This is a genomic window from Kribbella turkmenica (assembly GCF_004348725.1).
Taxonomy (GTDB): Bacteria; Actinomycetota; Actinomycetes; order Propionibacteriales; family Kribbellaceae; genus Kribbella; species Kribbella turkmenica.
Genome location: NZ_SMKR01000125.1, coordinates 1 through 22,751, shown reverse-complemented (window position 1 = coordinate 22,751; position 22,751 = coordinate 1). Strand labels below are relative to the sequence as shown.

Below are 22,751 nucleotides of genomic sequence, written 5' to 3'. Positions count from 1 at the left end.
GCCCTTGACGGCGCCGGTGAGGGCGCCGGTCCTGAGGAAGAAGCGCTGGAAAACTCCGAACAGCACCACGGGGATGACCGTGGAGATCGCGAGCGCGGCGAGGAAGACGTCGAGCTCGACGAACTTCTGCAACGCGGGCAGGCGCACCGACAACGGCTGCAGCTGCGGGTCCGGGAGGACGAGCATCGGCCAGAGGAAGTCCTTCCAGGCTCCGATGACCGCGAACACCGAGACCACGCCGAGGATCGGCGCCGACATCGGCAGGACCACGGACCAGAACAACCGGAACGGCCCGGCGCCGTCGACCCGCGCCGCCTCGAAGATCTCCCGCGGCAGGTTGTCGAAGAACCGCTGCACGAGCAGGATGTTGAACGCGTTCGCACCGGCCGGCAGCCAGACCGCCCAGAACGAGTTGATCAACGACACCTTCAGCAACGGCGGATCGACGATCGTCAGGTACAGCGGCACCAGCAGCACCACCGAAGGCACGAACAGCGTCGCCAGTACGACGGCCGTGATCGCCTTTCCGTACCGCGGCCGCAGGACCGACAACGCGTAGCCCGCCGTCGTTGCCACCAGCAACTGGACGAACCACGCCCCGGCCGCCAGCACGACGGTGTTCAGGAAGTACTTGTCCACCTCGACCCGCGTCCACGCGGTCATGAGGTTCGCCCAGTCCATCCCGTGCGGCCACATCGCCAGCGGCGACCGCAGCGTGTCCTGGGTGGGCGTGATCGCGGCTTTCGCCAGCCACAGCATCGGACCGAGCCCAACGACGAACAACAGCGCGAGCAGTACGCCGTGCAGCCCGAACGTCGCCCATCGCACCCGCCGACGCCGCCAGTCGGCCGGCGACAGGATCCCCCGGCTCACGACCTGCTCCAACCACGCGTCAGCCTGAAGTAGACCGCGGACAGGAGCCCGAGGACGACCGCGAGCATGATGCTGAGCGCGGTGGCCATGCCATACTCGCCGCCGAGACTGTTCGCGAAAGCGTAGTTGTAGACGAGAAGCAGCAACGTCGTCGTCGAGTTCGCCGGACCTCCGCCGGTGAACAGGAACGGCTCGAGGAACACCTGCGCGGTCCCGACGATCTGCAGGATGAACGTGATCAGCAGCACCCCGCGGAGCTGCGGCATGGTCACGTGCCACACCTTGCGCCAGATCGACGCACGGTCGATCTCCGCGGCCTCGTACAAATCGGTCGAGACACCGGTGAGCGCCGCGAGGTAGATGATCACCGTGCCGCCGGCTGCGGCCCACGTCGCCTCGAGCACCAAGGACGGCATCACGGTCGTCGAGTCCTGCAGCCACGAGACCGGTCCGATCCCGACGGAGGACAGGATCGTGTTGAACACCCCGGTGGGGCCGGCATCGTAGAAGAACTTCCAGAGCAGTACGGCGACCACTGGTGGGATCATCACCGGCAGGTAGGCCAGTGCGCTGTAGAGCCCTTTGAAGCGTCGTACCTCGCTCATCAGGACGGCTGCGACGAGCGGCACCGGGTAGCCGAAGAGCAGGGCGAGGAAGGCGAAGTACAGCGTGTTCTTCACCGCGGTCCACAGCAGCGGGTCGGCGAGGACGTCACGGAAGTTCTGCAGTCCGACGAACGTCGCCGGCGTGACCAGGTTGGTCTCCTGAAAGCTCATCACGACCGCGCGGCCGATCGGGATCCAGGAGAAGACCCCGAACACCACGAGCATCGGGATCAGGAACACGAGCGTACTCAGCCCGCCCCCACGGATCCGCACCCCGGGGCGACGTGACAGCACCAAGGGAGCGGGTCGAGTCTCGGCAGCCATGGATCAGTTCCGGTCCAGGAGCGCCTGGGCTTCGGCGTCGGCGTTCTTCAGCAGGGCCGCGATGTCCGCGTCCTTCTTGGTCAGCACCGCCTGCACTACCGGGTCGAGAATCTTGTACACCTCCTGCGTGGACCGCACCGGCTCGGTCACCAGCGGCTGGTCGAACATCTTGTCCGTGTACGGCTTCAGCTGCGTCTGCGGAACGTTCACGTACGACGCAACCCACTTCAGCGACTCGTCGTACGTCGCGCGGTCGAACACGGGCAACTGCGGAGCACCGACCGGCAGCTTCGAGGCGGCTGTCGTCCTCGCGTCCAGTACGGCGGCATCCTTGTCGGTCAGCTTCTTCAGGTAGTAGAAGTCGATCCACTTCACCGCCGCCGCCTTCACGCCCTCGCTCGCCTTCGCACTGACGGTCGCGAGCGTGCCGCCGCCCAGAACACCGGCGTCGGGCTTGTCCATCAGCGGCAGGACGGTCACCCCGTAGTCAGCGGGCTTCAGCGCGTTCTGCGTCACGAGCGAGCCGTAGTTGCCGCCACCGGACACGTACATCCCGACCTGACCGGACGCGAACGCCTGATTGATGCCGTTCCAGTCGTAGAGGAAGTTCGAGCCCATGCTGTCGTCGGTCCACCGCAGGTCCTGCAGCCATTTGAGCACGGCGGTCATCTCCGGCGTGTCCAGCTCGGCCGTCGCCTTGTCGCCGTCGACCTTCTCGGTCCGGCCGCCGAACGCGTAGACGAGCGTCGTCAGCACCCAGCCGCCGGTGTTGTCGGTCGTCAGCTCGGCATAGCCCGCCTTCCCGGTCTTCTGCGCGATCTGCTTCGCGGCCGTGCGGACCTCGTCCCAGGTCGTCGGCGGCCTGTCCGGATCGAGCCCGGCCTGCTTGAACAGCGTCCGGTTGTAGTGCAGTGCCTGACCGTACGCCGCGATCGGGACGGCCCACATCTTCCCGTCCTCCGCCTGGCCGGCCCTCGCCACGTTCGCGTTGAACCTCCCGGCGTACGGCAGACCGGCGACCAGGCCGCTGATGTCGGCGATCTGCTTGCGCTCGATCAGGCCGCGGCCGTCGGTGAACGGCACCGTGAACACGTCGGGCAGGGTTCCACCGGCCAGCTGTGCGGTGAACGTCGTGGCCGTCCAGTTGTACTCCTGCGGCACGATGTCGATCCCCGGATTCGCCTTCTCGAACTGGGCGACCCGTTCGTCGAACGCCGCGATCGCGCCCTTGTCCAGACCGGGATCCCGAGCCACCTTGACCGTCACCGGGCCGGTCGACGTGGCTTCCTTCCCCTGATCCGAGCTCGAGCACGCGGTCAAGCCGGCGGCGACCACCAGGGCCGCGGCAGTGAGGGACTTCATGGCAACTCTCCTAGTCTTCTGCCAGCCGCAGCCAGGCAGCGGTGTCGGTCGTCAGCAGGTCGTCGGTCACGGCCTCGCTGCACAGCAGCAGCTCTCGGTACGGCGGAAGCCGTACCGGCTCGACGCCGAAGTTCACCAGGCACAGCACGTCTCCGCGCCGGAACGCCAGTGACTCGCCGGCATCGAGCTCGTGCCACGCGAAGGTTTCGTCGAGCTCGCCGCGGAGGGCGAGCATCGAGCGGTACAGGGACAGCATGGATCCCGGATCGCGTTCCTGGGCCTCGACGGCGTACGCCCCCCAGTCGTCCGGCTGCGGCAGCCACGGTCCGAACCCGCGCGCACTGAACCCGAACGTCGACCCGCCGGTTGTCCAGGGCAACGGCACCCGGCAGCCGTCCCGCCCGGGATCCACGCCGGCGGAGCGATGGAACATCGGATCCTGCAACGCCGCCAGCGGCAGGTCCTCGACCTCGGGCAGCCCGAGCTCGTCGCCCTGGTAGAGGTACAGCGATCCGGGGAGAGCGCCGGTGAGCAGCGCGGCTGCCCGTGCGCGCCGCCGGCCGAGTGCCAGGTCCGTCGGTACGCCGAACCGCTTGGCAGCGAACGAGAACGACGTGTCCACCCGTCCGTAACGCGTGACCGGCCGAGTCACGTCGTGGTTCGACAGCACCCACGTCGCCGGCGCCTCCACGGGCTCGTGCGCGGCAAGCGTCGTCCGGATCGAGTCCCGCAGCTGGCCCGCCGCCCAGGAGCGGGTCATCAGGTCGAAGTTGAACGCGGTGTGCATCTCGTCCGGCCGGAGGTACCGCGCGAACCGCTCCGCGTCGGCCAGCCAGATCTCGCCGACCAGCATCCGCGGCGGATCGTAGGAGTCGGCGACAACGCGCCAGCCACGGTAGACGTCGTGCAGCTCGTCGCGATCGAGGTACGGGTGCCGCTCGGTCGTGCCCAGCTCCGGCAGTTCCGGATCCTTCACCGGCATGGTCGCGCTGTCGATCCGGATCCCGGCCACGCCGCGGTCGAACCAGAACCGCAGGATCGCCTCGTGCTCTCGCCGTACGTCGGGATGGTTCCAGTTCAGGTCCGGCTGCCCGGGACTGAACAGGTGCAGGTACCACTCCCCCGGCGTACCGTCCGGGTTCTTCGTCCGCGTCCACGTCTCGCCTCCGAAGCTCGACACCCAGTCCGTCGGCCGCTCCTCCCCCGGACGGAACCAGAACCGCTCGCGCTCCGGTGATCCCGGGCCCGCGGCCAGCGCCGCCTTGAACCACGCGTGCTCACTGGACACATGGTTCGGGACGACGTCGATGATGGTGCGGATGCCCAGGGCGGCAGCCTCCGCGATCAGCGCCTCGGCCTCCGCGAGCGTCCCGAACGCCGGATCGATCACCCGGTAGTCGGCCACGTCGTACCCACCGTCGGCCAGCGGCGACAGGTACCACGGCGTGAACCAGATCGCGTCGACGCCGAGCCGCTCCAGGTACGGCAACCGCGACCGCACACCGGCGAGGTCACCGGTGCCGTCACCGTCGCCGTCCGCGAAGCTGCGCGGGTAGACCTGGTAGATCACCGCGTCTCGCCACCACTGCCCCATCTCAGAACCCTTCGTTTATGATAGGTTTAGCGCTCCACCTTGGCTGGACGGTAGTGCTCGCGGAACGAGCTGTCAACGGGTGACGACCAAGCCGGTCACCTCGCCGTCGGCCTATCCCGTGCTGCGGTCCTAGGCTGAGATCGACGGAAGGGGCACTGAATGCGGGTGACGCTGAAGGACATCGCGGACGAGGCCGGCGTCAGCATGATGACGGTCTCGAACGTCGTCAACGGCAAGCGCGCCCGCGTCTCGCCGGAGACGATCGAGCGGATCCAGCGCATCGTCGCCGAACGCGGGTACGTGCCGAGCGCCTCCGCCCGCAGCCTCGCCGCCAGGTCCTCGCGGATGATCGGCCTGCTGGTGCCGGCCGCCGACGAGGACAGCCTGATGATCAGCCCGCACAACGTCGCGATCCTCGGCCAGATCGAGCGCGAGCTCCGCAAGAGCGGCTACCACCTGCTCCTGCGCGGGATCGCCGAGCCCAGCGAGGTCGCCGAGGCACTGAAGTCCTGGAGCCTCGACGGCGCCGTACTCCTCGGCTTCCTCGACGAGGACCTCGACCGGCTCACCGCCGGCGCCGTCGGCAACGTGTCCCTGCTCGCCATCGACAGTTACTCGACGAACCCGCTGACCACCGGCGTCCGCTCCGACGACTACACCGGCGCCCTGCTGGCCGCACGCCACCTCCTCGACCTCGGCCACCGCGAGATCATCTTCGCCGCCCCGCCCTTCAGCAGCGTCGGCGTGGTCCACCAGCGGTACGACGGTTTCCGGGCCGCGTTCGCCGAGACCGGACTGATGTGGACCGAGCGCCTCGCCACCGTCGAAACGACGACCCACGCCACCGGTCGTGAGCTCGGTCACCGCCTCCTGACCGAACACCCCGAGGCGACCGCGGTCTTCGCCACCGCCGACATCCTGGCCATCGGCATCATGGAGGGCCTGTCCGACAGCGGATACGACGTACCGTCCGACGTCTCGGTCCTCGGCTTCGACAACCTCGACCTCAGCGAGTACGTCACCCCGAAACTCACCACCATCGCCCAGGACATCCCGCAGAAGGCCGCCATCGCCGTACGCCGCCTGCTCGCCGCCATCGAACAACGAGAACACCCCACCGAGGCCGTCACCCTCGACGTCCACCTCATCGAACGCGCCTCGACCAGCCACCCGAGAGGCGCACGCACCGCAGACACCGGCGCTGATTGGATATCGCCGAAACCGTCCTAGCGCAGCGCGAGGTTCCGTCCACTGCCGTCGCCGGCTCAACTGTCGAGGGGCTCGGGGACGCAGGATCCTCGATGGTCCAGCAGCGCTTGGCAGTTCTGTTCCGCGCCAGTGCATAACGACCTGTTCCCGCGAGCCCAGGTGGACGCTGTCGGTAGCTCGCACGGTACCAGCCATGTGTTTCTATTCGTTTCTACGGTCAGGCGCAGCATCATAGCGGCCAATTGTTGCAGGAACGCGCTGCGCTATTGCGTAACGATACTAGAAATGCCTACCTTACGGGCAAACGCTTGCCACTCGACGTGAAGTCACGTCAACGAAGGGATGGCGCAGATGGTTGCGAACAAGAGCGTGGTGAAGGTGACCTGTCTGGTCACGGTGCTGCTGATGCTCGGTCCGCTGGTGGAGCTTCAGCAAGCTGCCCACGCGGTCGGACGGAGTGTGCTGCAGCACTTCGTCACCAGAACCGGTGACAAGCTCATGGACGGACCGGACGAGTTCCGATTCGTCTCGACCAACATGCCCGACGTGCTGCAGATCATCACCAACAAGAAGTTCGAGGCCGAGTCCCCGATGCGGCTGCCGAACGAGTACGAACTGCGTGACGCGGTGGCGACGGTCAAACAGATGCACGGCCAAGTCATGCGGACCTTCGTCGTCACCGTGACCGACGGTTCGGATCCGACCGCCGGTCCGAACTACATGGTGAACGCTCCGGTCGGCGGCGACGGCGTCAGCCTCAACGAAGGCGCGATGCGCGTGCTCGACAAGCTGTTGCAGATCTGCAACGAGGAAGGCATCCGCCTGTACATCCCGCTGGTCAACTACAAGGCCACCCTCCGGGGTGGAACCTCGACGTACGGCGAGAACTTCTTCACGGTGGGCAGCAAGGCCAACGCGAGGTTCAAGGACATGGTCGGGCAGTTGGTGAACCGGACCAACACCTACACCGGGGTCCGGTACAAGGACGACAAGGCGATCATGGGCTGGGAGTCCGGGAACGAGATCGTCATCGACAACCTGCCCGAACGCGCGAACTGGCTGCACGACCTCGCCCGGTTCGTGAAACTGTCCGCACCCGACCAGCTGTTCATCGACGGGCGGAACAAGCCGGACGACGTGGCCAGGTTCTCCAACGGCGCGTTGGTCCAGGACTACGACGAGTACCTCGACGACGAGAACATCGACGTACTCTCCTACCACACGTACGTCGGCCTGACCGGTCCGGTCACCGACACCTCCCTGCCGGCCGGCCTCAGGACCTCGACCACCGGGGACATCGGCGCCACCCCGACGCTGAAGATCATCAGGCACCTCACCGCGGGCAGAACCGCCCTGGTCGTAGGCGAGATCGCCATGTACATGTCGCCGGCCACGCTGTCGTCCTTCCTCGACGAACTGATTGCCAACGGGTCCAGCGGGGCGAACTGGTGGGGCACGCGTTTCCACAGCCGGGACGGCGGCTTCTACAAACATTCGGACAACGACTCGCAGTACGAGGATCTGAACTGGCCCGGCTTCCCGGCAACGACGAACTACCTGCCGGAGATCCAGACGGAGATCACGCTCCAGGAGATCCTGAGAGCCAAGGCGTGGAAGATCGCCGGCCACACCGGCGCGCCGCCCGCGCTGCCCGCCCCCGCGCCACCGATCGTGCTCCCGATCTCCGACGTCGGACACATCTCGTGGCAGGGATCGACCGGCGCACAGAGCTACACAGTGCAGCGCAGCCGATCCAGGCACGGCCCCTGGACGAACGCGGGCGTCGTTCACGACAACCTGCCGACGTACAGCAGCCTCTTCCACGACGCAGCGGCGCGCCCGGGCCGGGCGTACTACTACCGGGTCATCGCCGCGAACGCCGGTGGCGTGTCAGCGCCGTCGAACGTCTCGGGGCCGGTCGGTGCCCCCCGGCAGTGGATCGTCGACGATCTCTTCGACTTCTCGAAGACCTACACCCGCGAATCGAACGCGGTGATCGCGAAGTCCTACGGGAACTCGGCCCAGCAGGAAGATCTGGGCGTGCTGAAGAGCAGGAACGGCACGTCCACCAGCGTGGAATACGCGGTGGGCGGCACCCTGACGGGCGCCACGGTGTACGCCTATAACAGTCCCGGCGAGGTCACGCTCTATGGGTCGAGGGACGGCACCGCCTACTACGAACTTCCGACCCGGCTCACGACCTTCGCGAACCCCAGCAGGACGAAGTTCGCCCACACCGGACCGTCGGACTTCAGGTTCCTGAAGATCGAGGCGAGCGGCAGCGCCGCGATCAGCAGGCTGGAACTCGAGTACAAGCCGGGTGGGCCGGCGGCTCCCGCGCCGCGGATGATTCCTCCCTACCGGGACCCGAGTCCGGCGTTCGAGGCCGAACTCTTCCGATACGACGAGACCAGCCCGTCAACGTCCGACGTCGTCACCAACAGCCCTGGCATCGTCAAGGTCAACCAGACTGGAGGTTCCAGCAGTACGGCCAGCAACAAGCGCTACAGCATCGTCGACTTCCTCCAGGCCGGCGACTACGCGGTCTTCTACGCGACGATCGAGGCCGGGACGTACGCAGTCGGGCTGAACTACGACGCGCGAGCCGCCCGCGGAACCTTCCGGACGGCTCTCCTTCGGCCGGGCGAGCCGGCTGACGCCGACGGAACACCGCTCGGCGGCGTGATCGACGCCTACGATCCGGGGACCGGCACCATCAGGTCAGCGGATTTCGGAACGGTGACGTTCGAGACGAGCGGCCGCTACGGGTTCAAGTTCCTCAGCACCGGAAAGAACCCGGCGTCGTCGAATCCGAAGATCGGTATCGACGTCATCAAGCTGACCAGTGACAACGTGGCGCCCACGGTGTCCGACGCGACGTACACGACCAGCAGATCGGCACCGGTCACCGGCGTGCTGCCCGCCCGGGACGCGAACGGCGACCGGCTCGCCCTCACCGTCATCAACCACCCCGTTCAGGGGCGGTTCGAGACCCGTCCCGACGGGACCTTCACGTACACACCGGCGCACGGACGAACTGGTCAGTTCGTCGTCCACTGGAAGGTCAACGACGGGTGGATCAATTCGGGCACAGCCCGGCTGGTCCTCGACGTCAGGCGCTGAGGCTCGCTGCCCGCGTCCTATCGCTCCTCGTGGTGGGACGCGGGCAACGGCCGGACCGATTCCCGGATCACGATGTGCGTGCCGAGCAGTTGACGCTCCCGGCCGGAGCCGGGCTCCGGCCGCTCGAGTGCGAGCCGTACGGCTGCCTTGCCCATCTCCTCGTGCGGCATGTAGACCGTGGTCAGTGGTGGCCACAGTTCCTGGGCGACGGGAATGTTGTCGTAGCCCACCAGCGAGACGTCCTCGGGAACGCGCAGTCCGCTCTCCCGCAGTGCGGCGAGGGCGCCGGAGGCCATCACGTCGTTGTGGGCGAAAATCGCGGTGAAGTCGAGGTCCGAAGCCAGCGCCTGACGGCAGCCTTGGTAGCCGCCGCTGCGATCGGCGCGGCAGGCGATCAGCAGCGTCGGATCGACCTCGACACCGAAGTCGACGTACGCCCTGCGGTAGCCGTCCACTCGTCCGATCGTGGTGGTCGAACGCTCGGGGCCGGTCAGGGTCAGGATCCGCCGGTGTCCCATCGAGAGCAGGTGGCTGGTCGCAGCATACGCCCCGCCCCTGTTGTCGTACTCGACGACGAGGGCCGGTACGCCGTCCGGCAGCGACGGCCGGCCGCAGAGCACGAGCTGCGACCCACGCGCGTGCAGGGCCCGGGCGTGCGCCGACATCCGGTGCTCGTACGCGTCGGTGATCTCCACACCGCCGACCAAGATCACCGCATCCAGGTCGTCCTGCTCCTCGAGCCGACTGAACACCTGCTCCTCGCGCTGCAGGTCACCACCGGTGATGTAGACCGAACACACCCGGCCGGCGTCCCCGGCGGCGTCGGCCACCCCGGTCGCGACATGGCTGCGTAGCGGAGAGACGACGTCCGACACCACCATCGCGATGTGTGCGGCCGCGTTGCGCTTCGGCTGACGCGGCGTGACGGCGTAGTTCAGGTCCTCGACCGCACGCAACACCTTCGCCCGGGTGGCCTCCGCGACAGGGTAGTCGCTGGTCAGGGCGCGCGAGGCCGTCGCCACCGATACCTGTGCTCGACGCGCCACGTCGCGCAGCGTCGGTGAACCCCGCCGTGCCGGCTCTGCCTCGATGTCGTCCATCCAATCCTTCCTACCTGATCCCGGCGAACATCGCGTCCAGGTCGAACACCTGCCGCCGGTGGCCCCAGTCGAGCGTGACCACGGCCCCGTGCACCGAACAGTTGACCATCTCGTCGACGGGTACACCGCTCAGCGACACCACCGCGACATACACGTTCGACACCTGCGACGTCGTACCGTGCAGCATAGGCATCACGGCCCATTCGCCGTACGCCGTCCCGTACGACGCGGACGCCGTACCGGCCGAGGACCATCCCTGGACCCCGGTCACGGTCGACTCCAGGCCGGCACCCGCGACGACGGCCGACGCCGCGGTCACCCGGGCGTCGATATCGCGCGGATGCGGCGCGGCGACAGCCCACCCCGTCAGTCGTACCGGCAGGTCCGGCGGGATCCGGACGAGCCGGTTGATCCGTACCTCGAGCGCTGCCCGCACAGCGGTGACACTCTCGATGCGCGCCGACGGCAGCACCGGCCCCCCGTCGGCGGTGTCACTGGCCTCCCACGGCGAGAACCGGGGGAACCGAGGCGCATGCCAGGACGCCGCCCAGTTGTCCCCGGTCTCCACGCGATGGATGCGGCGCCGGGCACTCCAGACGCGCCGGATCCGCACTTGGATGTGGTTGTCCGCTGGATCGTGCAAGGAAGTGGGACCGGTGCGGGTCGAGTAGCCGAACCTGGCATACAGCGGATCCGGGGCGCCGCTGTCGGCGGCGTCCGTTTTCACATGGTCGCTGCCATGGTTGTGGACCCGGACCAATCCGTCCGCCGTGGTGTTCTGAATCAGAAGTCCGACACCGAGAGCTCGCGCGTAGTTCTCGCTGTCGCCGGGCAGCTCCGCCTCGGTCGCTGTCCAGACGGGATGATCGGGCGGCAGCATCAGGGCGAGGAATCCCTTCGACGCCCAGTACGGCGATCCCGGCCCGGAGTACCGCTGGACGGTGGGCAGGTGAGCACCATGCCAGCCGAGCGAGAGCACACCGTTGGCCGTGATCGAACCATGCTCGAGGAAGTACCGCAGGCCCGCCGACAGGATCCGTCGCGACTGCCCCGGCGACAGCGGCGTCCGGCCGACAGCCTCACCGAGAGCGACAGCCGTCAAGGTCGCCGTACGGTACGTCATGCTCCGACCGAAGTACAGTGGCGAGCCGTCGCGGTCGAACGTGCGGCTGAAGGTCCGCAGGAACTCCTCCAGCCGGCCGCCGAACACCTCCAGCTGAGGTCGATCATGCAGCCAGGCGTGCAGGACGGGATAGAAATGCATCGCCCATCCGGTGTAGTGGTCGTAGGCCTCCCCCGCACCGTCCGAATACCAACCCTCGCCGCGGTACCACGCCTCGGCCAGGCCGAGCGCCCGCTCGATCACGGACGTCGTCTCGTCGTCGCCGCGACCGATCTTGTCGAGGAAACTCGCAATCGTCGCCGGGAACAGGTACCAGTTGTTCGGCGACGGCTCGCGGGTGATGGTCGCACGGAACCAGTCGGCGAGCCGGTCCTGCTCGTCCGGTTTCAGCCGGTCCCAGGTGTCCGCCTTGGTGAGGTGCAGGCTCAGGGCGATCCCGGCTGCCTCGACGTGCGGCTGGCCGTCCCTTCCGACATGGCCGACAACCGGCCACGATTCGTTGTCGTCGGCACCGATCGAGCGGGTGCCGGCCACCAGCCCGTCGACGTACCTGCGCAGATGGTTGTTGCGGTCCGCGCCGCCGGAGTGCAGGAACGCCGCCAGCAGGAAGGTCCGCGCGAATCCTTCCAGGCCGTCGGTCGCCGGGCCCTGCTGGGACGGGCGACCGGGAAAGTTGATCCGCGCGCCGAGTGGCGACCGGTACGCGTCGGCGGAGGTCAGCAGGTGGTCGGCGACTGCGATCCAGTGGTCGCGGGTCAGCCCGGTGTACGGGCTCAGGCCGCGGTCCTCCGCGGGCAGGATCGTGGCCAGCGAGTCGGGCACCTGCAGCCGGGGCAGCGTCGGGTCCATCGAGTACCTGTTCGTGGGTGGTGTGGTCGGGTGAGTCATCCTTTGATGCCTGAGGTAGCCATGCCGGCGATGAAGTACCGCTGGCCGAAGACGAAGAGCAGGATCATCGGCAGGGTCGCCAACGCCGACATCGCCATCAGGAACGGCCATTGCACGCTGCCTTGCCCCTGGGCGAAGGTGGCGAGGCCGAACTGCAGCGGCCGCAGGCTTTCGGAACTGGTCGCGACCAGCGGCCAGATGAACCCGTTCCAGGCCGACTCGACGTTGAACAGCGTGATGGTGACGAACGCCGGCGTAGCCAGTGGTGCCATGATGCGAACGAAGATCCCGATCTCGGACACCCCGTCGACGCGCGCGGCGTCGGCGAGCTCCGCGGGCAGCGAGACGAAGAACTGCCGAGCCAGGAAGGTGAACAGCGGCGCGGAGATGAAGGGCACGATCAGCGCGGCCCAGGTGTTGAGCCAGCCGGTTCCGCCCTGCCCCAGAATGTCGTTGCCGCCGGCAAGTGGAATCCGCCGTACCACCAGGAAGAGCGGAACGATCAGCACCTGAAACGGCACGATCAACAGGATGATGAAGCAGGTCAGAATGCCCCGGGAGCCCCGCAGCGGCAGTTGCGCGAGCGCATACCCTGCGGCGGTCGACAGCAGCAGCACGGGGATGGTCTGGCCGACGACGACGATCAGGCTGTTGCGGAAGTACATCGCGAACGGCGCGGCCCTGAGCGCGTCGACGTAGTTCATCAAGGCGATCCGGTCCGGCAACCAGGAGAACGAGTTCACCTCGTTGAGCGACTTGAACGAGGTCAGGATCATCCACAGGAACGGCACGATCATCAGAAAGCCGCCGGCCGCGAGGACCACGACCAGCAGCACCTTGCCGACGGCCGGCCGGGACGCCGGCGCGACCGAACTCACAGGCCCTCCCGGTCACGCAGGCTCAGCCGCCCGAGACTGATCAGGATGCCGACGAACACCAGCATGATCACAGTCTCCGCCGAGGCGTAGCCGATGTGCAGACGCTCGAACGCATTGGTGAAGATGTCGAACGTCAACACGTTCGTGGCGTTCGCCGGGCCGCCCCCGGTGGTCACGTAAACCAGGTCGAACACCTGGAACGAGCTCGCGATCGACGTGACCAGGACGAAGAAATGTACCGGCGCCAGACCCGGCCACGTGACGTTCCAGAAGGTCTGCCAGCGGGAGGCGCCGTCCAGGGTCGCCGCCTCGATCAGGTCCGGCGAGATGCTCTGCAACGCCGCCAGGTAGATGATCATCTTGGCCCCGAGGCCCTGCCAGACACCGACCACCATCAGTGCCGGCAACGCGACGTCCGGGTCGGTGAGCCAGCCCGACCGCGCCAGCCCGAAGAACGAGAGCACCTGGTTGCCGAGCCCCGCCGCCGGGTTGTAGATCCAGAGCCAGACGGCGGCGACCGCAACGCTCGACGTGACCACCGGGACGTAGAACAGGGTCCGGAACAGCGCTCGGCCAGGAATCTTCTGGTTGAGACCGACAGCCACCACGAGCGAGAGTGCCATCGCGACCGGAACCACAGCGATCGTGTAGAGGAGGGTGCGCTTCAGAGCACTCAGGAACTGGGCGTCGGCGAACAGATCGACATAGTTCTGCAGGCCGATCCAGGTGCCCTGGCCGGCCACCCGCGCGTTGGTGAAGCTCAGGTACACGGCCATCAGACCCGGCAGCGCGATGAAAATCACCGAATGGAGAAGGGCCGGGGCGAGCAACAGCCAGCCCGCCCGGGCCTTGGCGCGTTCCACCCCACCGCGCCTGCGCCGATCCGGCCGCTCGTCCGCGGCGGCACCCACGGGGCGCTCGAGTGTCTCCACGGTCATCTGCGCGCCACCGCGTCCAGCTCCTTGAGCGCGTCCTGCGGCGACTTCCGGCCCAGGATCACCTCGTCCAGCGACGGACCGAACTTCGCCCGGAAGTCGAGGAACGTCGCGCCGCCGTACTCGAAGACGGCCTTGTCGAGGTTCTTCCAGGCGAACGATCCGGCCGGGTTCGACTTCACGAACGCGCTGTCGCCGGCATTACTGCTGATCGGCACGCCGACGTCCAGCTTGGAGATCGTCTCCTGCGACTTCTGGTCCTGCATCGCCTTGGTGAACGCCAACGCGGCCTCCGGGTACTCCGTACCCTCCCCCACCGCTGCGACCCGGCCGCCGACGTACATGACCTCCTCGGCGTCCTTCAGGTTGAAGTACACCAGGTCCTTGCACTTCTCACCGATCCCCTCGCCATCGGCCGAGCAGTCGACGTACGGGCTGGTGAACCCCATCGCCGCCTCACCAGTGGTGACGAGCGAGGTCTTCGCGGAGTTCTGATAGCCGTACCGCGACGACTTGTCGACGCTGACCATGTCGTGGATGAGCTGCAAGGCCTCGACGCCGGAGTCGCCGTTGAAGGCAGGCTGCCCGTCGGCGGTGAACATCTGGCCGCCCTTCGCGCCCAGGAACGCGACGAACTGCTGACGGTAGTTGCTGGCCGGCGCCCAGAAGTCGAAGCCGGTCCTGGTGATCTGGCCCTTCGCGTCGCGCTTGGTCAGCTTCCTCGCGGCCTCGCGCAACTCAGCCAGGGTCTGCGGGGGCGTTGCCGGGTCGAGACCGGCCTCGGCGAAGGCGCTCTTGCTGTAGGCAAGCACTCGCGGGTTGGCGACGATCGGTACGGCGTACAACTCGTCCTGATACTTCATCGGCGCCACGAACGCCGGGTACACCGACTTCTCCAGGTCCTCGGTCCTGACGCCCAGCTTGGTCAGCGACTGGATCGCCCCGAGATCGGCCAGCGGCTGCACCCAGCCGACGCCGGCGCTCACCACGTCGTAGTTCTTGCCGGCCGCCAGCGAAGTGGAGATCTTCTCGTTCAGGTTGTCGTACGGGACGAAGTCCGGCTCGACCTTCATCTGCGGATACGTCTGGTGGAAGATGTCGACGATGCCCTGGAAGACGGCCTGGCCCTCGTTGTTCGCCGGGAAGTTCGGGACCACGACCCGCAGGGTGCCGGTCGCGGTCGCCGGGTCATCGCTGCCCTGCCCGGTCTCGTTGCCGGACGAGCACGCGGCGATCGACAGGATCGCCACGGTCAGGGCCGCGGTCGTCGCGGCCTTCAGTCCTCGCTGCATCACCTTCACCATTTCCTGTCGCGGGTGGCTTCACAGGCCAGCGGTAAGCGTTTCCCGCTTAGCGTAAGCATTTCTAGTATCGTTTCGCAATATGCTGGACCATCTCTGAAACGCATAGTGCGGTTCAGGCCATTAGGTCGTACGTTTCAGGCAGCACCTCGTGCCGTAGGTCGAGCGCCGACAGGTAGCGCCGGATCTCGTCGATCACGATGGCGCCCTGGGCCCGGCGGGAGTGCCAGGTGCGCGCGCCGAGGTGCGGCGTGAGCAGGACGTTGGGTTGCCGCCACCACGCGGAATCCGGCGGCAACGGCTCCTCGTCGAAGACGTCCAGGGCCGCGCTCAACCGGCCGGTCCGCAGCTCGGCGAGCAGAGCGCGGGTGTCGACCAGCGCCGCTCGCGCGGTGTTGACGATGAGCCCGCCATCGCGGATCAGCGACAGCCGTTGGGCGTCGATCAGATGCCTGGTCTCCGGCCGGACGGGCGCGTGCAGCGCAACGACCGTCGACTGGGTGAGGAGCGTCTCGAGCGGGACCAGCCGAGCCCCGAGTTCCTTGGCACCTCTCTCGTCCAGATAGGGGTCGTAGACCAGCACCTCCGCTCCCAGCGCGACGACCAGCTTGAGGTACGCACGACCGACGCGACTCGCTCCGACGACCCCGACGGTGGAGCCGGCCACCGTGTGCCCCAGCCCGAAGTCGGCCGCGGCCCAGCTGTGTTCGCCCGTCATCGTGCGATCGACCCGGTCGAGTTCCCGCAACCGCGCGATCGTCATGTACAGAGCCAGTTCGGCCACCGACTGCGCCATCCCTGCTGACGCCTGGCTCACACGGACGCCCGATGGAAGCAGCGCCTGCGGCACCAGTCGTCGGATGGAGCCCGCGCTGTGCACCACGAGCTTCAACCGGTCGCGGGAATCGAGGCCGGCGGGCAGCGGCCTCGATCCCCACCCTGTGACCAGGATGTCGGCCTGGAGCCGGCTGTCACCGGTGCCGCCCGACGCCCACTCGCCCTGCCGCACCAAGCGGCCCAGCCGCGTCAGTCGCCGCATCGACTCATCGGCGAACAGCTCCGCCTCGAGGGCCGTCGGGAGATCGAGGTAGATCGTCGGGGGCACCATGTGAGCCTTTCCTGGCAGTAACAAGCAGAAACATTGCTTGATAGTTACTGTCAGAATAGGTGTCGCCTCACTCGGCTGCAAACGCTTGCCCGCCGCGGCTCACCAGCCGGATCACGGCGGCTAGGGCTGTTCTTCGCAAGCTGGCTCTCCACTACTGGTCACAAGTGCGCCGTTCGACCGCGCGCACCGAACTCCGTGCTGTGCCGGGACATCAGGGACTCGGGCGACACCTCGATTCCCCGCACCCGGTCCAGGCAGAACGCGACATCGAGTACGCCTCGCTTCCTGCATGTACTGACGCCACACGTCCAGAGGCCGGTGTGGCGAAACCGTGTGTCTGTCTCGAGCAGCACTGAAAGCCACTCGAAGAGCGAGGGCCACCTTTCCAGAGGACGAGTGGAGCTCAGGCATGCACATCTCACGGAAGCTCTCGATGCTTGGGAGCTGCTGCATCAATTGGGGACGGTTTGGGTCACGCAGCACGTTGCGTCCGATCGCACGCATCAGTAACGGCGGCCGGCCGTTCCGGGGCCGCGCCGTCGAACCGAATGAAGATCCGAACCTCATGGTGCGGGCCTTTCCGTGTAACCCGGGGCACTGGTGACAGGGCAGGACTAGAACCCGCGACCGCTGGCAGCGAGGGACTGCATGCCGACGACCGGATGGAGGTGGTGGCGATGCCCGAGGGACACACCATTCACAGGTTGGCGCGTGACCTGTCCGAGCTGCGCGGCTCCGTCGTTCGGGCCTCCTCTCCGCAGGGCCGCTTCGCCGAAGGCGCCGCGCAGGTCGACGGCGCAGTGCTCGAGCGCATCGAGCCGTTCGGGAAGCACCTGTTCCTGGTGCTGGACGTCGGCTCGACGGTCCACGTCCACCTGGGCATGCGGGGGAAGTGGTTGCGGTACGACGACCCCACACTGGCGCCGCTGTCCCAGGTCCGGCTCCGGGTGGCCAACGACCGGGTCGCGTGGGACTTGATCGCGCCCAGCCGGTGCGAGCTTCTGGACGACCAGGGCGTCGAGCGAGTGACCAGCGGCCTCGGGCCGGACCCTCTCCGACCAGGTGCCGGCGCGTCGAGAGCGATCGCCAGGCTGGCGGGCGACGCACGCCCGATCGGCGCCGCCCTGCTCGACCAGTCCGTCCTGGCGGGCGTGGGTAACGTGTTCCGGAACGAGGCACTGCACGCGATCGGCGTCCACCCGACGCGGCCGAGCCGCGACCTGACGACCGACGAGCTCACCCGATTGTGGTCGGTGCTGCAGACGATGATGTCCCGCGCGGTCGACGACGGTCGGATCATCACCGTCGAGGCGCCGGACCGGCTTGCGCTCCCGGAGGCCGAGTCACGGAAGGTGTACAAGCAGGCGCATTGCCGCGATTGTGGCGCCCCGGTCGTCGTCACGACCGTCGGCGGCCGGACCGCCTACCACTGTCCCGTGGAGCAAGCCGGGTAGAACGACGGTCGCCAGGGCAGGGCCGACCGGAGTTGGGCCGACCGGAGTTGGGCCGACCGGAGTTGGGCCGACCGGAGTTGGGCCGACCGGAGTTGGGCCGTTGACACAGGCTGAAGGGGTGCGAACCTTTCTGCCGTACGCCGGTTTCGAGCGCTCCGCGCGTGCCTTGGACGTGAAGCGGCTGGGTAAGCAGCGCGTCGAGACCATCCAGGTGGTGCGTGCGCTCACCCGGCCGGGATGCGCGCCGTTCGACCGCTACCGCACGATCGATGTGGTCCGGGCAGTCTGTGAGTCCAGTCGCGTGGACGACATCGCGCTGTACACGGGCAACGACGACAACATCCTCGTCGATCTGACGACCACGTACTGCTCCATGGTCGACGGCACCGAGGTCTCGAAACGCATCGTCGGTGGCCTGCTCGGCCAGAACGCAGTCTGGACACGGGCGGCTGTCGACCTCTTCGAGTGGGCTCGGCGGGATCCGGCGCCGCATGAACTGCTCACCCGCGCGGCTCAGCTGACCGATGGCACTCGGCGAACTTCGATGTGGCCGGACGGTTCGCCGGCTGCGTCGCGGCTCATCGACGACCCCTTGTCGGGGCCAACCTGCCCCGTTGGCTCGGCCGGGAGTCATCGTGACCAGCAGACCGACCGCCGACCGGCCACCACTACGCGTCGTCCAGCCGGAGCGCGGGGCGTTGCACCGCGCAGATCACGTGTGTTCACCCAGCGGAGCGGCCGTTGTGGGGAATCGCGACGTTTTCCCGGCCGCTCCAAGCAGCTGGCGCGGAGCGTCCACGCTGCGCAAACGAGAAACGCCTCGTACAGCACCGCGGCCGGCGCGGTCGCGGGCAGTGGGGTTGCCCGATGTGGGGCCGTGAAGCCGGCTGACCGCCCTTCGGCTCGGTTCTTCGACCGTCTGTCGTGATGTCCGGCCGCTGGGCGACCGGATTCTTCCGTTCGGCGCAAAGCGTCGACGCGCGCCTTCTTGGCAACGATTCGGCGCTGCTAGTTTGCCGCTGGTAGTTGCTCCGCTACAACAAGGCGACGTCTGTCACACCAGGCCGTCGCTCATGATGCCGCCAATCATGCAGGGATGCCGGCGCGCCGCCGACCCGGCCGAGTCATTCCTTCCTCTCTTCTTTCGCTCCGGCCAGACGAATTGCTCAAGCGCGCCAGAAGCGGTCAGCGCGCTGCCTCCGCCTGCATGGACAGATTCGTCGCCAGTCATCTCGGCCCTACAGTTTCGCGAGCTTGCCGCGAAACGGAATCGAGGAATTATGAATCCACCCCACAATTCAAGGAGGGGTGCTCGCGACGCGTGGTCCGCGCGAGCACACCGGACGCGTTGGCGCGTACTGATACTTGTCGCCTCGCTCGCGGTGGCGCTCTCCGTCGTGCCGTTGGGTTTGTCTGTGACGCCGGCCAGCGCGGTGGAATCTCCACGAGTCGATAAGACCATCGGCACCTGGGGAGCCGCCCCTGTGTCGGCGGCACCGACCGAGGCGAATCGAGTGAACAATCAAACCCTGCGCCAGATTGTCCACATCAGCACCGGCGGTGAATGGGTGCGGGTCAAGCTGTCGAACCGCTACGGGTCCGCGCCGCTGGTCGTCGAGAAGGCCCATGTCGCTGTTAGGGACGTCGTCGACCAAATCCGCGCCGAGTCGGGCGGACAGTTGACTTTCGGCGGTAGAAGCTCCTTCACCATCCCGGCGTTCAGCGAGCTGTACAGCGACTGGCTGCCCTTTGAAACGCCGGACCTCGCTGATCTCGCGATCGATCTCTATGTGCCGGGAGATACGCTTGCGAGCCCATCCCCGATCACCTTGCACAATGCCCGTCCGGCGGGACAGGTCCTTTCCTATCTTGCAGCCGGGAACCAGGCCGGCGCCGCGGAGTTCGCTACGGCTGCCAATCGGACGATGTGGTACTTCCTGACCGGCGTCGACGTCGGCGTGACAAGGGCCGTCGGCGGAACTGTCGTCGCCTTCGGTGACTCCATCACCGATGGCTCGCAGTCGACGCTCGACGCCAACGGACGCTGGCCGGACTACTTCGCGCGCAGATTGATCGGCGAACCGTCCGTGCAGCCGACGGGAGTCGTCAACATGGGTATCGGCGGCAACCGGGTGCTGACCGGAGGGACCGGCGAGAACGCGCTTGCGCGTTTCGGCCGGGACGCCCTGGTCGCAACCGGCGCCAGCCACGTGGTCGTGCTGGAGGGCATCAACGACATCAGTGGCGGAGCGACTGCAGCGCGCATCATCGAGGGCCATCGGCAGTTGATCAAGTGGGCCCACAACCGCGGCCTGACGATCTACGGAGGGACGCTGACCGCGTACGCGAATGCCCCTGACGCACGTGAGGCAGAACGCCAGGCGCTGAATTCATGGATCCGGACCAGCGGCGAGTACGACGGGGTGATCGACTTCGACGCTGCTCTTCGCGATCCCGCCAACCCGCGCCGGATGCTCGCGGTGTACGACAGCGGCGACACCCTCCACCCCAACAGCGCGGGCTACGAGGCGATGGCGAACGCGATCGACCTCGATCTGTTCAAGCACTCGTCCTTGACCACGCCGACTCTGGACGAGTCCGACCTCCAGGCCGTCGCCACGTGGGGCGCGCCCATGGTGTCGGCAACGCCAAGCGCCACGAACCGCATCAACAACCAGACGCTGCGTCAGATTGCTCGCATCAGCAACGGCGGCGACCGGTTCCGGGTCAGGCTGTCGAACCGGTGGGGTACGGTGCCGCTGGTGATCGAGTCGGCCTCAATGGCGCTCCGGTCTTCGGATGCTCAACTCGTGGCCGGTTCCGGCCGGCAGTTGACGATCAGCGGAAGTCAGAGGTTCACGCTTCCGCCGGGCGCTGAAGTGCTGAGCGACTGGGTTGATCTCAGTGCCCCTGATCTCGCAGACGTGGCGATCGACCTGTACGTTCCGACGGACACCCTCGCTGCGTCGTCGCCACTGACGGTTCGGAACGGGGCGCTTCAGACGACGTACTTGTCCGCGTCGGGAGATCATGTCGGCGCCACGGCGTTCCCGGTCGCGTCGACCCGGCTGCAGTGGAACTTCCTGGCCGGCGTGGACGTCAGCCGGCAGGGACCAACCAGCACGGTCGTGGCGTTCGGCGACTCGATCACCGAGGGCCTGCGCTCGACGGCGAACACCAATCGCCGCTGGCCCGATGTGCTCGCGAGGCGACTCATGGAGTTGCCTGCCGCCCGGCAGATGGGTGTCGCGAACCTCGGCATCAGCGGCAACCGGGTCTGGGTTGGAGGAGGAGCCACGAACCCGAGCGCCTTGGCTCGTCTGGATCAGGATGTGCTGATCCGATCCGGTGCCACCCACGTGATCGTTCTGCTCGGCATCAACGACATCAGTGGTGGTGCCACGGAACAGGACGTCATCGGCGCCCTCCGGCAGGTGATCACCCGTGCCCACGCACGCGGACTGAAGATCTACGGCGGAACTCTCACTCCGTTCGGGAACGCACCCGACCTGCGTGAGGAGCGCCGACTGGCGGTCAACGAGTGGATCCGGACCAGCGGCGAGTTCGATGCCGTGGTCGACTTCGACGCCGCGCTTCGCGATCCCGCCAATCCGCGCCGGATGCTCCCGGCCTACGACAGCGGCGACAGCCTGCATCCCAGCGATGCCGGTTACGAGGCGATGGGCAACGCCATTCCACTGAACCTGTTCCAGGTCGCTGCTGGATCAGCCAACGCCTGGTCCGCCGTCAAGCCGGCCGCATGACGAGGTGAATCAGCGCCTCTGAGCGACCGCGTCATGGCACGCCCGGCCTCGGGCGTGCCATGACCACTGCTCAGTTGCGGCCGGGTGCCGACGCGTCGGGAGCGATCGCCAGGCTGGCGGGCGTGGGTAACGTGTTCCGGAACGAGGCACTGCACGCGATCGGCGTCCACCCGACCCGGCCGAGCCGCGACCTGACCACCGACCAGCTCACCCGATTGTGGTCAGTGCTGCAGACGATGATGTCCCGCGCGGTCGACGACGGTCCCCTGGAACGCCGCCGTTCAGGTGGCGGGCTGGAAGGTGTCCGTGATGATTCGATGTAGGGCGCGGCTCTCGTCCCACCGGGACTCGGGGGTGGACCAGTAGATTCCGTACGCCTGCCGGTCGCTCGTCACCACGCCACGGATGAGCACGTGCCGGCGGCCGGACGGGGTGGCGTAGGTGAACTCCCAGTCGGCGGCCTTCTCGAAGTACTCAACCGGCTCGATCCGGATGCGCTCGTAGTCCTGGTAGCCGTCTCGCCGCGCCGCCTCCTGCTGGCGCCAGTCGGCGACCGGGTCGGGCTTCGGCTGATCGGTCTGATCAATGATCAGGAAGCGTGAGCCGCCCGGCTCCCGGAAGTACATCCGCTCACCTTGGCGATCCGCGGTCCAGCCGGCCGGCACCGCGAGCGAGAAACCGGTCGCATCCGTGTGCCGGGTGAAGCCCGCGGGCACGGCCTCCGTTGCACCGGTCGGCGATGGCGGCCGGCTGCTCGGGGAGGCGGGCGCGCTGGTGGCGGCCGAGGTGGGCTGCCGACTGCTGGGCGGTGGTGTACTCCGAGGTGCCGTGCTCGTCGTTGCGCCGGTTCGCGGCGGCGTGTTCTGCGCCTGGTTCCCCTCGTCGTCGCCGATCGCCCGGAACAAAGCCCAACCGGTCAAGGCAGCCGCGACCAGCGCGCAGGCGAGCAGCGCGGCCACGACCTTGCGAGCGTTCCCGGACGGCGGCGGACCTTCCGGGGAAGGCGCCGCGGTCGCCGGGGAGGGAGCTGCGGTCGCCGGGGAGGGAGCCGCGGTCGGCTCACTCACGTCATCCGCAGTTCGGGAGACGATTGGTGGCACGGGCAGGATC

The 22,751-nt window shown here is 67.4% G+C and carries 16 protein-coding genes and 1 pseudogene; 6 read left to right on the top strand and 11 right to left on the bottom strand.

From position 1 onward, the window contains the following. The 4 genes from E1218_RS25205 to E1218_RS25190 form a co-directional block, all read right to left on the bottom strand. Positions 1-873: carbohydrate ABC transporter permease (locus E1218_RS25205; RefSeq protein WP_132324306.1), on the bottom strand; the 873-nt coding region annotated here is incomplete at its 3' end. Further along, a complete protein-coding gene (locus E1218_RS25200) occupies positions 870-1,802 on the bottom strand; it encodes a carbohydrate ABC transporter permease (protein ID WP_132324304.1) in 933 nt (310 codons plus the stop codon). The genes E1218_RS25200 and E1218_RS25205, both read right to left, overlap by 4 nt. Positions 1,803-1,805: 3 nt before the next feature. After that, positions 1,806-3,164, bottom strand: coding sequence for an ABC transporter substrate-binding protein (locus E1218_RS25195; RefSeq protein ID WP_132324302.1), 1,359 nt, complete (start codon positions 3,162-3,164; stop codon positions 1,806-1,808). Positions 3,165-3,174: 10 nt separating this feature from the next. After that, positions 3,175-4,758 (bottom strand): glycoside hydrolase family 13 protein, encoded by a 1,584-nt coding sequence (locus E1218_RS25190; protein WP_132324300.1) that lies wholly within the window; start codon positions 4,756-4,758, stop codon positions 3,175-3,177. 159 nt (positions 4,759-4,917) lie between these two features. On the opposite strand from E1218_RS25190, the gene E1218_RS25185 reads away from it, so the two are divergent. Both E1218_RS25185 and E1218_RS25180 read left to right on the top strand, forming a co-directional pair. Beyond that, positions 4,918-5,988, top strand: coding sequence for a LacI family DNA-binding transcriptional regulator (locus E1218_RS25185; RefSeq protein WP_132324298.1), 1,071 nt, complete (start codon positions 4,918-4,920; stop codon positions 5,986-5,988). Between the two features lie 330 nt (positions 5,989-6,318). Then, complete coding sequence (locus tag E1218_RS25180) at positions 6,319-9,090, top strand: Ig-like domain-containing protein (RefSeq protein ID WP_132324296.1); 2,772 nt, start codon at positions 6,319-6,321, stop codon at positions 9,088-9,090. Between the two features lie 17 nt (positions 9,091-9,107). Here the strand turns inward: E1218_RS25180 and E1218_RS25175 are convergent, their stop codons facing one another. From E1218_RS25175 to E1218_RS25150, 6 genes are all read right to left on the bottom strand, one after another. Then, the gene (locus E1218_RS25175) at positions 9,108-10,190 is read right to left on the bottom strand and encodes a LacI family DNA-binding transcriptional regulator (protein WP_132324294.1); all 1,083 of its coding nucleotides are present in this window, start codon (positions 10,188-10,190) and stop codon (positions 9,108-9,110) included. A 10-nt stretch (positions 10,191-10,200) separates the two neighbouring features. Beyond that, on the bottom strand, positions 10,201-12,201 hold the full coding sequence (locus E1218_RS25170) for a DUF2264 domain-containing protein (RefSeq protein ID WP_202866178.1): 2,001 nt from the start codon (positions 12,199-12,201) through the stop codon (positions 10,201-10,203). Further along, entirely contained in the window at positions 12,198-13,079 is an 882-nt protein-coding gene (locus E1218_RS25165; RefSeq protein ID WP_202866177.1) for a carbohydrate ABC transporter permease, read from the bottom strand. Before E1218_RS25165 ends, E1218_RS25170 begins: the two co-directional genes overlap by 4 nt. Next, on the bottom strand, positions 13,076-14,017 hold the full coding sequence (locus tag E1218_RS25160; protein WP_132324292.1) for a carbohydrate ABC transporter permease: 942 nt from the start codon (positions 14,015-14,017) through the stop codon (positions 13,076-13,078). The genes E1218_RS25165 and E1218_RS25160 overlap by 4 nt, the downstream gene beginning before the upstream one ends. Further along, positions 14,014-15,306: an extracellular solute-binding protein gene (locus tag E1218_RS25155; protein WP_165949412.1), complete on the bottom strand. Its 1,293-nt coding sequence runs from the start codon at positions 15,304-15,306 to the stop codon at positions 14,014-14,016. Before E1218_RS25155 ends, E1218_RS25160 begins: the two co-directional genes overlap by 4 nt. A gap of 124 nt (positions 15,307-15,430) precedes the next feature. Next, a complete protein-coding gene (locus E1218_RS25150) occupies positions 15,431-16,423 on the bottom strand; it encodes a hydroxyacid dehydrogenase (RefSeq protein WP_132324288.1) in 993 nt (330 codons plus the stop codon). Between the two features lie 677 nt (positions 16,424-17,100). Here E1218_RS25150 and E1218_RS25145 point away from each other — a divergent pair. From E1218_RS25145 to E1218_RS25125, 4 genes are all read left to right on the top strand, one after another. Beyond that, on the top strand, positions 17,101-17,877 hold the full coding sequence (locus E1218_RS25145; RefSeq protein WP_132324286.1) for an Fpg/Nei family DNA glycosylase: 777 nt from the start codon (positions 17,101-17,103) through the stop codon (positions 17,875-17,877). A 118-nt stretch (positions 17,878-17,995) separates the two neighbouring features. Continuing rightward, positions 17,996-18,805, top strand: coding sequence for a pyrimidine dimer DNA glycosylase/endonuclease V (locus E1218_RS37435; RefSeq protein WP_165949411.1), 810 nt, complete (start codon positions 17,996-17,998; stop codon positions 18,803-18,805). A gap of 454 nt (positions 18,806-19,259) precedes the next feature. After that, entirely contained in the window at positions 19,260-21,641 is a 2,382-nt protein-coding gene (locus E1218_RS25130) for an SGNH/GDSL hydrolase family protein (protein WP_165949410.1), read from the top strand. 59 nt (positions 21,642-21,700) lie between these two features. Further along, on the top strand, positions 21,701-21,964 hold the full coding sequence (locus E1218_RS25125) for an Fpg/Nei family DNA glycosylase (RefSeq protein WP_132324280.1): 264 nt from the start codon (positions 21,701-21,703) through the stop codon (positions 21,962-21,964). Here E1218_RS25125 and E1218_RS25120 read toward each other — a convergent pair. Further along, positions 21,923-22,751, bottom strand: a pseudogene (locus E1218_RS25120) (photosystem II reaction center PsbP family protein); the annotation flags it as partial. The gene E1218_RS25125 and the pseudogene E1218_RS25120 sit on opposite strands and share 42 nt — an antisense overlap.